The sequence below is a fragment of the Gemmatimonadota bacterium genome, from assembly GCA_026705765.1.
Taxonomy (GTDB): domain Bacteria; phylum Latescibacterota; class UBA2968; order UBA2968; family UBA2968; genus VXRD01.
The window spans coordinates 108,957-123,272 of the sequence record JAPPAB010000104.1 but is presented as its reverse complement, the minus strand read 5'-3'; the positions used below and the strand labels follow the sequence as shown (position 1 = coordinate 123,272).

Genomic DNA, 14,316 nt, shown 5'->3' with positions numbered 1-14,316 from the left:
TTCTCAGGTATGTTGAGAACGTTTGAATATGGGCCTATGTTTATTTGCTTACTGGGTAGATATCTGCGGGAGGCATTAATGGGAATAAAAAAAACCGACCAGATTACACCCGAATCTTATCGGCAACGGTATTAATATAACATACTTTGCCTTGTTTGTCAAGTTTGTAAATATTTGATAAATAATAAGTTAAAGGTTGACATTCCAAGTTTATTCGATTACATTTGTTTCCGTTGTGATTCTGTCGTCTCCGCAATGTGTGCGGAGGGTTCTCAAAACCCCAATGGAGGGCAATATGACACAACAGCCGCTCGATGGCGGGACGGGGGTGAGGTGTGTCATTTGCGAGGCGGTTATTTCAGAAGAGCGCCTCAAGGCCGTTCCCTACACGCGTCTGTGCGTGGCGTGTAAGGACAAAGTAGAAAGGGGGAAGATTCGTCTCAAATCCCATTTGCTGGACAACGCGGTTGATGCAGAAGAACCCGAAGTAAAACCCATCGAGGTTCGTGAAGACCGATTGGTCGTCGGTGCGTGGTCAACTGGATTTATGGAGTTGGCTGAGCAAAGCAGCCGGATACACGATCTGCTTCGCGAGGGAAAAAAAGAAGATGCCAGGGCTCTGGTGCAGACTTTGACGGTTGAAGCGCAGGCCGCGCTCGTTGTTCTGGATGAAGATCCAGAGAATATGCTGTCGATAACGGGTATGGATGAAGATGGCAATCCGGGCTATTCGACAGATGTGGTGGCGCATTTGCCCACAGAGATGTTGACGGGGCTAATTGATTATGACCCGGAGCGGCAGGGGTTTAATACGCATTTGATACGCGCTATGACACCGGGTACTTTTCAGCGCACTGTGGAAGATACGTTAGAGCCTATGGACAGTGCCGAGGTCCGGTCAAAGGTATCGTTTGAGTGGCTTCGGGCACTATCTATGCTTGGGGATGCAAATAAGTGTGCCGAATTGCTGAACAGTGTGGATCCCGGGTTGCTCGAAGAAGCTCTGATTCCGTACGTAAAGGATATGCGAATGAATGAGGTCGTGGGGGCTGCGGGCGCGCAGGTTTACCGGCACCAACTCTTTTCCGAAGGCGCTGCTGTGGGTGAAATGCCGAGTACGATAATAGAGGATCCCGTTGTCGGGGGAGTTCTGGACGCACTTTTTGATGCGGATGCCGATTTGATGCGGTCCGTCATTCGCGGGGCGTGGGAGAGGAGGAACGATGAATAGTGAACGGCGTTCTACACAAAATCCACTCGCTACGCTGGATTTGAGTCGGTTTCGCATTGATTCCGAGAGTTTTGTGGGGCAGGTCATTGAATTGGGGACGCGCTTTGAAAAGTTGCCGCAAAATATTGGGGATGCGCTTTTGGGCTTTTTGCGCTTGCAGGGTTTGCACTATGGCAAGCGTTACCGGTCGGGTATTGCAATCAGGCGTGAGGATTTGGAACACGGGGTGCGGCAGGCGCTGATTGCTATGGATCTCGGTTTGGAGGCGCGTGCAGAAAGCGATTTAAACCGGGCTGTGGAAATTATCGCGCAAGGAGATTTTGAAGCGTGCCGAAAGCGCGGGTATGAGATCGCTTTTTTCCGATTGCAAGAAATGGCACAGATGTGTCGGGCGCTGTTACTGCGGCCCGAAGTGAAATTTTTGCAGTCTGAATACCGCGCGATATCCCGCTGGGCAACCGCGGTGCCCGAGACCTGGATGCGTCCCCAGGATGACGAGGAAGATGAATCCCAGTTGGTCGATCCAAAGCGCGATTACGCGGCTTATCAGGTTGCGTTCAGGCGGCTTGCGTTTTTGCGGTCTATTCCCAAAGCTGCGCTGACCGAGGTAGAAATGGCTGTTGAAGCACGCACGTATGACGGATTGCTGCGCAATCTCATTCTGGCACTGGCATTAGATATGGAGTCGCTTTTGCCATTGAAGGCACAGATTGAGGCGTTTCGCCAGAGGTGCTTTGAAGAGGGTAAGATGAGGGAGGATGTGCGCGCCAAGGTGTTTGAGTTGATGGATCGACAGCTCGAGAGCAGTGTTGAAGATACAGAAGATCGCCTGGCAATTCGGAGCGAATTCGAGGCGGAAGTCGAATTTTTAGAGGAGGTGTCCTGCAGTCCTTTCACAGGGGTCTTTTTGTTGCCAGATCAGCCTGAGGGCGATGGGTGAGAGGCACGAGGCATATTTGTAATAGAAGCGCAGTCCATCAGGGCTGCGCTTTTTTTGAACCTTGGGGTATTGGGCGGTGTCGATTCCCACAGGAGGATATTTTTTGACACCATCGGACGCGATTTTGATGCAGCGGATTGTGGCGCGGGATCAAGAGGCTTTTGCGATTCTGTTTGCGCGCTATCAGGCACAGGTGACCGAGAATCTGCGCTGGATAACGCGTGATCCGGTCGCAGCAGATGATTTGACACAGGAGGTTTTTCTCAGGGTTTGGAATCGGGCCTATCAATGGTCGGGGCAAGGGTCTTTTCGGGGATGGTTGTTTCGGATTGCGAGAAATTTGTCGCTGAATCAATTGCGAAGCCAAAATCGCCGCCGCGAACAGCCACTGGAAATGCCTTCGCTTTACGATGAGGAGGACGAAGAGCAACCCGTTCCTGGGTGGATGATCGATCGGGCTGCGCTGGGACCCGATGTGCAGTTAGAACACGCTGAACAGCGGCGCATTTTGCAGGCTTTGATTGATGCGTTGCCAGAGGAAAAACGCGAGATATTTCAGATGGTGTACGAAGATGAGGTGACGCTTCGAGAAGTTGCTGAACAGCTGGCGATTCCAGAAGGTACAGTGAAATCGCGGCTGTTCCACGCGCGCAAGCAACTCGCAGAGGCATGGGGGCGGAGGTATGGAAGGGGATAAACAGTTGAAAAGTGTCTTTTAACATAGAGAGGAGAAATTTGATGAGTCTTTCAGTAAAGGTGCCGTGGCATAAAATTTCGTGGGATGCGTTTGTGCAAAAGGGGTTGCCCGAATTGTTGTCGGATCGGGTGTCGCTGGCGGGGTATCGGGTGGTGTCGAAGGATGAATATACCTGTGAATTGCATCTCGCGATTCAGGGGGGGCAAGAGATTGTGTACAATAATATTCCCCAGCCCGATGAATGGGGGCGGTTTAAGGTAGATGGCTTTTTTCGGACGGTGGTTCCCGCACCGACTGATGTGGATTTGGCGCGTGCTGAAATTCGGTGTGTGGGGGAGCAATTGCGCGATTATATTGCCGAGCGGTTGGAAAATATGCCAGAACTGCGGGGGGATGCCGTTGAAACAGGGTTGCCGTTGGGAGATTGGATTCACGCATTTTTTGTGGAAGAACCCACATCACAGTATTTGCAGGCGACCAATTTGCAGGATATGTACGTTCATTTGCGGCGGGTGACGTTGATCCCAATTATTGGTGAGGCTGATGAGGGGGTAGAAAATTATTATCATCCGTCACACGATGGGCGCGTGTGTCCTTATTGTACGCCTGAGGGACCGAATCTCGCGCGGATTTTAGAGGTGGCTCAGGGAGCGACTATTCGCGATGGCAAGCTGGTTATTGAAGACGATGCGCCTGAAAAGCGGCTGGGGATAGGTGCTTCGGTGGTTCCGTTTTTGGAACACAATGATACCAATCGCGTTTTGATGGGGGTGAATATGATGCGGCAGTGGATTGGCGCGCCGAGTCCCGATATGCAGCGCGATGAGCAGGGTGTGTGGCACGCGTATCACGGGCAATATGACGGCAAGGTTCTGGAGTCGGAACCCGCGCTGGTGCAAACGGGGTGTGAACCGCGCGATCCGCATTTTTGGACGGGGTACAATTTGTTGACCGCGTTTATGGCGTGGAATGGTGATACACACGAAGATGCGCTTGTGATCAGCGAATCGGCGGCGAACCGGATGATGCTGCCCAATCGCGTTGCGCCGGGCGATAAGCTGAGTAATCGACACGGTTTTAAAGGGGTGGTGTCGCGCATTTTGCGAGATGAGGATATGCCCAAATTGCCGGATGGTACGCCTGTGGAGCTTATTGTGAGTGTGTGTGGTTTGCCGTCGCGATTGAATATTGGACAGGTGCGCGAAGCTGTGGTTGGGCGCATTGCAAAGGCCGAAGGGGAGCCGGTTATTATTCCCGTGCTCAATGCGCCAAAAGACGATGAGATACGCGCTCGTTTGAAAGGTTTAGAGCTGGCGGAAGATGGCCTGGAGACGCTGACGCTAAATGGGGATACGCTGCCGCGTCGCACCACTGTAGGGTGGGTGTATTGGGGACGCACGTTGCATCTGGCAGCAGATAAAATTCACATGGGGGTAAAGCCGGGTCAACGCGATCAAGGGTTGGGTGAGACAGAGTTTTTGGCGTTGCGAGAAGCGGGTGCTTTTGGGGTGATTGACGATTTGTTCAATACGTGCGCGGTAGATCGAGATGATGCCGATACTCTATCTGACCGCGTCGTTGCGGGACCCGTTACTCCTGATGCGCCGTCCCCTCAGTTTGATGAGCTAATTGGGCATTTGTCAAAAGGTGGGGTGGCTGTTGGACTGGATGAACGCGGCACTGAGTTTTCGTTGAAACGCGATGGGGATGTCGCGCTTGCGCGTTCGATTCCGCATCCGTGGCTACCGGGGCATTCGTTGACTCATGTGAGTGGGAGAGATGTGCCCCGAGAATTGCGAGAGGCCAATAACCGCTTGAGTGAGATGATCGCCAATGGCGCACCCGATGTATTGATACAGCGAGCGGTTGAAACGCTGTCCGAGCGAGTTCGCGCATTTTGCGAGTTGTCGCGTTTGCAATTTCAGGCGCGCGCGTTGTTCAGCGGGCGTTCGGTGGCTGTGCCTGCTCCTGAATTGCGATACGATCAGGTCGGTGTGCCCAAAGAAATGGCGTGGACGTTGTTTGGGCCGTTTGCAGCGCGAGCGGTGGGAGTTGAAGAAGTGGATAGGCGGTCGAGAAAAGCAGAGAAAGCTCTGGATGCGGCGATGGCTGAGTTATGGACTGTGGTGCTTCGCAATCCCGCGTTTTCGCCAATGGCTTTTGTGGCGTGTCGTCCGGTACGCGTGGAGGGCGATGCTGTGCGCGTGAGTGTGGCGATTTGCAAGATGATGAATATGGATTTTGATGGCGATCAGGTGGCGATTTTTGTGCCAGTGACCGAAGAAGGCCAGCGGTCGGCTGAAGAGCATCTGTCGGCGGTGGCACATCTGAATCGGGATCCGGGGCTAATTGCGCGAGAGAAGGTACATCCGATGCACGATGCGCTGTTTGGCCTGGCGTATATGAGTATGACGGATGAAGGGTTGCAGGAGATTGCGGAGATTGTCGGCGATGGGGTTGAGCGAAAGGGGTTATTTGTCGATAAGCATCAGGTAATGGACTGGATGGCGGATGCGATGGCGCGCGATGGTGCGAAAGCTGCATTGGATCTCTCTGCGCGATTGTGGGATCGGGGTTTTGATGCTGCGCGCAAGACAGGTGCGTCGATGAGTGCGTTTATCGGTTCTTCGCTCGATTGGCCCGATCCACCAGAGGGCGATGACCCAGATGTCTGGCGCGATTATCCCGATGAGGTATCGGCTGTGTTGGCGCGATTTCGCGGATATGACGACGATGATCTCGGGATTCCCGCGCTTCTGGTGGCATGCGGTGCGCGTGCCAATTGGCAGCAGGTTAGACTTTATGTGGCTCCTCAAGGTGTGACGCGGAATGATCAGGGTGGGTTTACGCCCTTGAAGCACGGTTTTCGGGAGGGGCTGACGCCAGAGGAGCTTTTTGCGCGGGCGATTGGTGCGCGCTGGGGTTTGGCCAATGCGCTGGCAGAGATGCTGGCGATTCAGAGCGATCTGGAAACGCAGAGTGCGCCCGGTGGGTATGGTGTTTTGGCGCGGGCGCGCAGGTCGGAAAAGCCGGGCGTGGTATTTGCCCGCGCAGCGCAAAAGGGCGAGCGCGATCCGTTGACGGATGAGTATAGTCGGTTATTTGTGGGGTTACCGATAGACGATTAAAAATAGGGAAGTTTAGAAGCGCAAAAGAGCGGTGGGTTTTGCAACCTGCCGCTCATTTTTTTGTTTAAAAAATGAGATTTTCGCTTGACTTCTCCTAATTGGTTCGTCATATTACTAAAAAATTAGTAAAACTCAAGGAGGGTCTTATGGCTGCGAAGAAACGACTGGCTGAGGCCGAGTGGGAAGTGATGGATGGCGTGTGGCATCTCGCTCGACAGGTTACGGTGCGCGATGTTGTCGATTACCTGTATCCCAATGGCGAGAAGGCTTATACGACTGTGCAGACGATTATGAATATTCTGTTTGAGAAGGGTGTGCTCAATCGGCAGAAGATCGGTCCGGTGAATGTGTACACGCCGACCCTGTCGCGAGAAGATGCGGCGCAGGTCGAGACACGCACGCTGGTGTCGCGCATGTTCGAGGGGTCTTTTGGGGCACTGGCAACCTATCTCGTGGATTCAGGTGAGCTTTCGCAGAAGGAACTGGATGAGTTGCGCGCGCTGATTGAGGCGAGGGAGAAAGGAGGCGTGTAATGGATGCGTTGATCTATTTGGCCGAGGCGTGGTGGCCGCTTTATGCGGTACATTTTGTCGAGGTGTCGCTGTTCATTTTGCTGGTGTGGGCAGTGGATCGCTGGATGACGCTGGATACGCGGTTGCGGTATGTCCTCTATTTGTTGGCATTGGCAAAGGTATTTGTGCCGCCTTTTTATGCCATTCCGTTACCCGAGTTTTTGACGGTATCCGACGATGTCCCGATTGGACCGGTTTATACCGGTGTGGTTTCTGAGGCTGAGGTTGTTGCACCTGTGCAAGTTGCTCCTCTTCCGCTGGCGTTTTATCTGTTTTGCCTGTGGGCTGTTTCGGTTGTGGTATGGGCAGGTGTGACGTTGTGGAAGAATGCGGTGTTTCACCGCGCGCTCAGTTTGGCAGTGCCCGTTGATCTGGCGAGAGATATGGGATCGCGATCGCTGAATGGTGCGCGAGATATGGAGGTTTATGCCAAAGCCAGTCTGCGTTCTCCACTTCTGGTTGGTATCGTGAAACCGAGATTGTATTTGCCATCGCATTGGTCGTCCTGGTCGTCCGAGGAGTTGCGCGGTGTTGTTGCACACGAGTTGGCGCATCGGGATAATCGCGATATCTGGGTGCTGATTTTTCAGGCGATTGCAATGGCGCTGTTTTGCATAAATCCGCTGGTCTGGTTGCTGAACCGAAGGCTGACTTTTTTGCGCGAGTTGCGCTGTGACGAGGCGGTGTTGCGCGAGACGAATTTGACGCCTGCTGAATACGGGCGGTTGTTATTTGGATTTGTCGATAGACGCCCTGCTCTGAGTGCGCTGTATTTCAATGAGCGTGGAACCGCGCTCAAGAAACGGTTAGAGTATGTCCTTAATTTTAAGGAGGACAATGTGAAACGGTCCAGATGGCAGTTGGCAATTCCGATTCTCACTGGTCTGGCGATTGTGCCTTTTTCAATTCGAGAGGCATATACGCATGATGAAGGCGGTCTTGAGGTTATAGAATTGGTCGAGGATGAGAAAAAGCCCGAACTCATGCCAGGGCAACAGACCACGCCGCCTATATCTAGCGATGCTGATAGTAAGAGATCTTTATTGGAGGGGGTCGAAACAAAATCTTTTTTGAAGCAGCTTATGGCTCTGAATGAGAAGGCGGTTAAGGAGAGAGAGAAATTCATAGTGAATTTTACGTTTATGGTTAATTTAGATGGTTCCGTAAGCGATGTGAGCATTTTGAAGGGACCAGAGATATTTCACCAAACAGTTATAGATTCGGTATCTCAATGGCGGTTCAAGCCGGGGCAACACAATGGCAAAGTGTCCATGAGTGTGACTTTTTCAGGTAGAGGGGATAGGGATTCAGGTACTCGCGATAAGCAGCAGTTCAAAGTTGCATTAGATTCCACAGAGCAACAGACCATACCGCCTGCATCTGGCGATGCTGATAGTAGTGAGGTTAAGGTTTTCGAATATAAAGAGGTGGAAGTAAAGCCTCATCCTATAAATATTATTACACCTGTATATCCTGAAAAGGCGCGGAAGGAGAGGATAGAAGGCAAAGTGATTTTGAAGGTTGTAGTCAATGTGGATGGCTCGGTGAGCGATGTGAAGGTTTTGGAAGGGCCAGAGATCTTTCGTCAAGCGGCGATAGATGCAATATCTCAATCTCAGTTCAAGCCCGCGGCGCACAATGGCAAATCTGTGCCCGTGTGGGTGGTTATGCCGATTGAGTTTTCATTAGGTTCCACGGACACAGATCTCCAGCTCACGTCGCCTGTGCCAATTGATGCTGATGGTAATGAGGTTGACATCCCCAATTTTTTCGAGGTTGAAGCCAAGCCCGAACTCTTGCAATCTGTTAAATCTGTGTATCCAACAAGAGTTACTGTGCGTTTGGAGTTCAGGGTCTATGAGGATGGCTCGGTGGGCGATATGAAGGTTTTGAAAGGTCCGGAGGAATTTCATCAGGCGGCGATAGACGCGATCTTGCAATATCGATTCAAACCGGGGACACTCAACGGCAAAGTTGTGCCCGTGCGAATGACGCAGTGGGTTATATTTCGATTGCCAAAGCAACAAACCCAACCGCCTGCATCTGGCGATGCTGACAGTAGTAAGGTTCTCGAATTTTATATGGTTGAAGTAAAGCCCAAGGTCCTGCACGCTGTTAAGCCTGTGCATCCGAAGGAGGCACTCAGAGATAGTTTGGAAGGCAAAGTGTTTTTGAAGTTTATGGTCAATTTGGATGGTTCGGTAAGCGATGTGCGTGTCCTGAGAGGAACAGAGGTGTTTCGTCAAGCGGCGATAGATGCGGTATCTCAATTTCGGTTCAAGCCTGCCGAACACAATGGCAAACCTGTGGCCGTATGGATGACTCAGCCGGTCTCTTTTCGGTTGCCAAAGGAATAGATTGCTCCATTTTGAAGTAGTGCGCCGAAATAGTCCAAAAGAAATGCCCCCCGGAATGCGTATTTCGGGGGGTCTGAATTGGGATAATAGATGGAAAAGAGAAAGTTATACATTGGGTTGATCCTCGCGCTGGTGTTGGGCGGGTGCTCTCGGGGTATTGACGAATACGTGCGTGAGTCGCGCCATGTGGATGTCGATGTGCGGGTTTATGGGGTTGGGAAGTTGGGGGAGAGTGGTCAGTTGGATGCTGTACCGCATTTGATTCAGGCGTTGAAAGATGAAAAAGTGCGGGTGCGACTGACGGCGATTGATGCACTGGGTATGCTGAAAGACAGGCAGGCGACTGAGGTACTTATTCCCTTTTTGCAGGACAAGCGAGCGGTTCTGGCATTGGCCGCGATAGATGCGCTGGGTGAGATTGGGGATTCGACTGCGGTGGAGGCATTGGTCGCTGTTGTGCAAGAAAAGGTGCCTTTATTGCGGTTGGCGGCGATAGATGCGCTGGGTCAGATCGGTGATTCGACTGCGGTGGATGTCCTGTGTTCGCAAATGCAAAGTGAAATATCCCAGGTGCGATGGGTTTCAGCAGTGGCTTTGGGACGTATTGGGTCGCCCCGGGCGATTGGGCCTTTGGCAAATTTGTTGGGCGATGAGGAGATGCGCCGGACTGTTTTGTTTGCTCTGGATCAGATTGATAAAAATTGGCGTGCGCGGTCAGAAGTCGAGATGGCTGTGGAGGAATTTCAGCGTGATTTGATACAAGATGATATGTTGGGCGATAAACAGGCAGTCATTCGGTTCCGCGCATTGGAGGGTCTCAACGCGGTTGTTCCCAACTGGCGAGAGAAAGATTGGGCAGAAGAACTGGTGATGTACTGGTGTCGCAGGGTGACAGAGGGCAATGACGATGAGCGGAAGGTCGCGGCGCGTTTTTTGGGCGATTTGAAAGATCAGCGAGCAGTGCAGGCATTGCTCATCGCAGTAGAAGATCGAGATCGCAATGTGCGTCGGCAGGCTATTCAGTCGCTGGGTAAAATGAGAGATATGCGTGCGGCAGGTGTGTTGAGGCACGCGCTTATGGGAGAAGACAGGTATGTTCGCGGAGTCGCGGCGCAGGTATTGGGCTCATTGCGCGATACGAGTGCTGTTGATCTGCTGATCTCAGTCGTGGATCGGGAGATGCATTTGCAGGGACGATCTGGAGAGGAATTAATGGCGTCTATTGCCCGTGCTTTGGGTGTCTTAAATGACAGGCGAGGAATAGATGCTTTGATCCGCTTGTTGGGCCATCCGAGGATACAGGTCCGAAGATCTGCTGTAGAATCGTTGGGACAAATAGGTGACCTGCGAACGGCAGATGCCCTGGCGCAAGCGTTAAATGATAGCTCGGTTTTTGTGCGCTGGGCCGCGGTCCGATCACTTGTCACATTGAAGGATGCGCGTGTGGTGCCTGCGCTGGTGGAAATGCTGGGCAAGGGGTCGAATATAATACGGAGCAAGGGGGGGCCAATGTAATACTAAGCAATGAGTCGAATGTGCAGATGGCGGTGAGAGCCCTTCGGGATATTGAGCCAGATTGGCGCAACAGGCGCGATGTACAGGAAAAAATTGACGCGTGGATTTCGGCATTTGAGAATGGCAAGGGGGTAGAACGCGTTGCGGCGGCTATGACGCTTTCTGAGATAGGTGGCGATCGCGTTGTCGAGGTCTTAAAACGCGCGCTGCGAGAACGCGAACTGGACGTTATTGCAGCGGCGCATCCATTTTTTATTCGCGAGTATTCTGCATTTGCAACGTCTGCTCTTGTTCAAGCTCTGGAACACGAAGGCGACAAGCGTATGGCCAGCGCGATGCTCGCGTCTGGCAATCCCAAACTGGTCAAAGCCGCTCGGTATTGGGCTTATGCCCGGGGTATGGCTCTGGTGTCTCCGCCCGGGCGTTTGGATGATGGTGGTTGAACGAAAAAAAGATGACTGATTCGTCGCGCAACTGAGCGGTGGGGTGAGGAGACCCGCCGCTCTTTTTAAGCTGTTATGAAAATATCCGATTGCTTTTTTACAATAAATTCGTTTTTATGTGCAGGTGATGAGGTATTTGGGGAGTGAGTTTGACACAGCCCCATTCTAAATCATAAACAAATTAAAATAGAAAGGCATACCATGGATCTGACGAAACAACCGCCTCGCCGGCCGACCAATACTTCAATGCTCGGTATTGTCTCGCTTGCGCGTTTGACCGATAAAGCACGGGCGCACCGGGCAAATACGATTGGCGAACATCTCTATGGCGAGAATTCGGGGTTGGACAAGATAGTACTCGATTTTCTCGGCATCTCGCACGATGATTTTGCCGATGCAGCCCAGCGTATGAACGACGCGGAATTGTGCGATTGGTTGCGCGAAAATTACCCTAAAACTGAAGACGAGGTTCAGGCGTATAATAACGAGCTTCTCACATGGGAACCCTTTGATGATGCGAGCCGCCAGCGCTTAAAAGATCGTCTTGAAAAATTCAATGCCGATCCCGATAAGGTGAAAACGATGCTCCAATCGATGGAACTCGACGACTGGGGGTGTTTTCGGGATACTGATCTGACCCAACATCCACCGCGTTCGCCGTATAACAGCGATGTCGCTGGTATTTATGGCGGATCGCGCATGGGCGATAAAGCACGCGCGGCAAAGGCGGGCAAGCTCAACGATTATATCTACGATTGCCCCATTGATCAGGTCATTCTCGATTTTCTCAATATATCCGCCGATGATTTCCAGGATGCGGCCTATCACAATGTCAACGATATCGAACTCGGGGATTGGGTACTCGAACACACTGATCGCACCCAGGATGAAATCTCGCGCCTGAACGAGGCTCTCTCTCAGAAGGGGCCCGAGAATGACGAGCAAGTGGCGATTTTCAACATAACGCTCGAGCGCGTGGCACCCGGTCGCACCGATGTCACCACATGGTTTGACCTGCTTGACCTCGACGATGCACACGCCTACGACCTATAATAATGCCCGAACCCGTCGAACTACCAATTGATGGTGAACTCGATCTGCACCATTTTCATCCGGATGATGTCAAAACACTTGTGCCCGATTATCTCGATGAATGCAAATTGCACGGCATTTCCGATGTGCGCATTATTCACGGCAAGGGCACGGGTGTTCTCCGCGAAATCGTCCACACCATTTTAAAACGTCGGCCCGATGTCATCGCATATTATCTCACCGATCACAACTGGGGTTCGACCTCTGTTGTTCTCAACCTGAAGACGCAATCGTGACGCCTAATTTAGAACTCGTCGAATATATCAGAAATGCCGAGCGTATCCTTATCTTCACGGGGGCAGGTGTTTCCACTGCCAGTGGCATACCCGACTTTCGCGGGCCAGATGGCGTTTGGAAAACCCGTCAACCGGTTTATTACCGGGATTTTATGACTTCTGAAGAAGCGCGTATCGAAGCGTGGGATCAAAAACTCGAAGGTTGGGCTGCCTTTGAAAACGCCCGTCCCAATGCCGTTCACAGGGCTGTTGTGAAGCTCGAGCGAGCAGATAAAATCGAATGCGTTATCACGCAAAATATCGATGGCCTGCATACCCGGGCTGGTACTTCACCCGAATGCTTGATCGAATTGCACGGGACTAATGCCGAAGTCGAATGTCAGACCTGCGGCAAACGCAGCGATCCCGAACGCCACTACGCTGCCTTTCGCCGTACAAAAAAACCTCCTATGTGTGAATGCGGAGGTTATCTCAAGTCTGCTACCATTAGCTTTGGTCAACTGCTCATTGAAGCGGACTTGCACCGGGCAGCAAAAGCGGCAGCCAATACCGATCTGGCGATATCTCTGGGTTCTACGCTATCCGTCTATCCCGCCGCGAGTTTTCCATTGATGGCAGCAGAACGCGGTGCGCCCTATGTGATTATCAATAAGGGCAAAACTGATCATGACGGTTATCCAGATCTCGCATTGCGCCTTGAAGGCGATGTAACAGAAATTTTTCCACTATCTGTAGAAGCGGCACTTAAGCCTGTCCCATAAGGGACAGGATACCTTTCAGTCTTATGCTCACTTCCGACCTTTTGCTCGTGCGCCGTCGCGGGCCTTATATCGAGCCTCGCTATGTGGATGCAACAGCGCCTAATATTATCGCGCTGGCAGAGGAAATTATCGATATTTTCACCGATCACCAGGGCAAGTCGCGCGGTGAATTACACAGTGCTCTGGACCTGCGTGCGGCTGAAGCAACGGATTATCGCGTTCAGCGCGGTCTGACGAAATTGCTCGAAGACGATCGCTGTGAGTTTCGCATTGACAGTATTGTTGAACCCGAAGAAATTCGCACACAGGTTTTTGGCCTCAGCCGAGAGAATCACCCCATTGTCCGCGAACCCGATCTTCTCTATCCCGTTACACGCGAACACATTCTCGACCAGGTCGCGCTCAAATATCAGACCTCGTCGGAAAATATCGCGCATAGCCTCTACGCAGACCTTCCCGTCAATCACTATCTCGATGGCTTTGATGCGCCCGATCCCGCATGGTTGCTCAACCGCTACAATGTCGCACTCGCGCAGGCTATGTTCTATCGCTGTACCCGCATGCGACTCTCGGTGCATCGCAACTTGCCAGTGCGCTACAAACAGCTTTTCAAGTTTATCAAATTTTATCGCTTGATTCACGATATCCGCGGCGACCGGGATGCGGGATACGAAATTGTCCTCGACGGACCTGTAAGCCTGTTTCGTCTCTCGCAAAAATACGGTATTCAGATGGCTGTTTTTTTGCCTGCGTTGCTCTTGTGTACCCGCTGGAAAATGGAAGCTACGGTCAAACTTAAAGATGGTCGCGAAGGCGATTTTGTCCTGGATGACCATCACAATTTGATTTCGCACTACAAAGATCAGACCATGTACGATTCTCTCCTCGAAGAGACCTTTGCTACGCGCTTTGAAAAAGCCAGGACCGATTGGGAACTCGAACGCGAAACAGAAATTGTGAATCTCAAGAATACGGTTTTTATTCCCGATTTTGCATTCCGCCATCCCGATGGCCGCACGGCACTGCTCGAGATCGTCGGTTTCTGGCATCCCGATTATCTGAGGCGCAAACTCGACAAACTCCGCCGCGCCAATCGCAAAGACCTCATCGTCGCTGTTTCCCGCGATCTCAATGTCCAGGAAGAAGATTTCGAGGATGTGCCCGGGCATGTTTTCTTTTTTAAAACCCGAATCCAACCGCAGGATGTCGCCCGACGCCTCGATCAAATTCGCCCCGAAGATTGCGTAAATGATTGAACATTGCGCGGGGAAATTGTATATTTGAAACTTCTATCCTGTTCACGGCATCCCAAAATAGACAGACCTGAAAAATTCACAACACGGT

The 14,316-nt window shown here is 51.9% G+C and carries 12 protein-coding genes; all 12 read left to right on the top strand.

What is annotated here, in order from left to right:
- Positions 1 to 295 precede the first annotated feature (295 nt).
- The 12 genes from OXH16_14435 to OXH16_14380 all read left to right on the top strand — a co-directional run bounded on the left by OXH16_14435 (position 296) and on the right by OXH16_14380 (position 14,228).
- Positions 296 to 1,231, top strand: a complete 936-nt coding sequence (locus OXH16_14435) for a TraR/DksA C4-type zinc finger protein (protein ID MCY3682596.1) — start codon at positions 296 to 298, stop codon at positions 1,229 to 1,231.
- Positions 1,224 to 2,171 (top strand): hypothetical protein, encoded by a 948-nt coding sequence (locus OXH16_14430; GenBank protein MCY3682595.1) that lies wholly within the window; start codon positions 1,224 to 1,226, stop codon positions 2,169 to 2,171. The genes OXH16_14435 and OXH16_14430 overlap by 8 nt, the downstream gene beginning before the upstream one ends.
- A 103-nt stretch (positions 2,172 to 2,274) precedes the next feature.
- The gene (locus OXH16_14425) at positions 2,275 to 2,868 is read left to right on the top strand and encodes a sigma-70 family RNA polymerase sigma factor (GenBank protein ID MCY3682594.1); all 594 of its coding nucleotides are present in this window, start codon (positions 2,275 to 2,277) and stop codon (positions 2,866 to 2,868) included.
- A 41-nt stretch (positions 2,869 to 2,909) separates the two neighbouring features.
- Entirely contained in the window at positions 2,910 to 5,996 is a 3,087-nt protein-coding gene (locus OXH16_14420) for a hypothetical protein (GenBank protein ID MCY3682593.1), read from the top strand.
- 146 nt (positions 5,997 to 6,142) lie between these two features.
- Positions 6,143 to 6,529, top strand: coding sequence for a BlaI/MecI/CopY family transcriptional regulator (locus tag OXH16_14415; protein MCY3682592.1), 387 nt, complete (start codon positions 6,143 to 6,145; stop codon positions 6,527 to 6,529).
- Complete coding sequence (locus OXH16_14410) at positions 6,529 to 8,925, top strand: M56 family metallopeptidase (GenBank protein ID MCY3682591.1); 2,397 nt, start codon at positions 6,529 to 6,531, stop codon at positions 8,923 to 8,925. The genes OXH16_14415 and OXH16_14410 overlap by 1 nt, the downstream gene beginning before the upstream one ends.
- A gap of 90 nt (positions 8,926 to 9,015) precedes the next feature.
- On the top strand, positions 9,016 to 10,440 hold the full coding sequence (locus OXH16_14405; protein MCY3682590.1) for a HEAT repeat domain-containing protein: 1,425 nt from the start codon (positions 9,016 to 9,018) through the stop codon (positions 10,438 to 10,440).
- 26 nt (positions 10,441 to 10,466) lie between these two features.
- Positions 10,467 to 10,883 carry a hypothetical protein gene (locus OXH16_14400; GenBank protein ID MCY3682589.1) on the top strand — a complete coding sequence of 139 codons (417 nt, stop codon included), beginning with the start codon at positions 10,467 to 10,469 and terminating at the stop codon, positions 10,881 to 10,883.
- A gap of 201 nt (positions 10,884 to 11,084) precedes the next feature.
- Positions 11,085 to 11,936 carry a DUF5069 domain-containing protein gene (locus tag OXH16_14395; GenBank protein ID MCY3682588.1) on the top strand — a complete coding sequence of 284 codons (852 nt, stop codon included), beginning with the start codon at positions 11,085 to 11,087 and terminating at the stop codon, positions 11,934 to 11,936.
- Positions 11,937 to 11,938: 2 nt separating this feature from the next.
- Entirely contained in the window at positions 11,939 to 12,211 is a 273-nt protein-coding gene (locus OXH16_14390; GenBank protein MCY3682587.1) for a Smr/MutS family protein, read from the top strand.
- Complete coding sequence (locus tag OXH16_14385) at positions 12,208 to 12,972, top strand: Sir2 family NAD-dependent protein deacetylase (GenBank protein ID MCY3682586.1); 765 nt, start codon at positions 12,208 to 12,210, stop codon at positions 12,970 to 12,972. Before OXH16_14390 ends, OXH16_14385 begins: the two co-directional genes overlap by 4 nt.
- Positions 12,973 to 12,995: 23 nt before the next feature.
- The gene (locus tag OXH16_14380; protein ID MCY3682585.1) at positions 12,996 to 14,228 is read left to right on the top strand and encodes a DUF790 family protein; all 1,233 of its coding nucleotides are present in this window, start codon (positions 12,996 to 12,998) and stop codon (positions 14,226 to 14,228) included.
- The last annotated feature ends 88 nt before the right edge of the window (positions 14,229 to 14,316 follow it).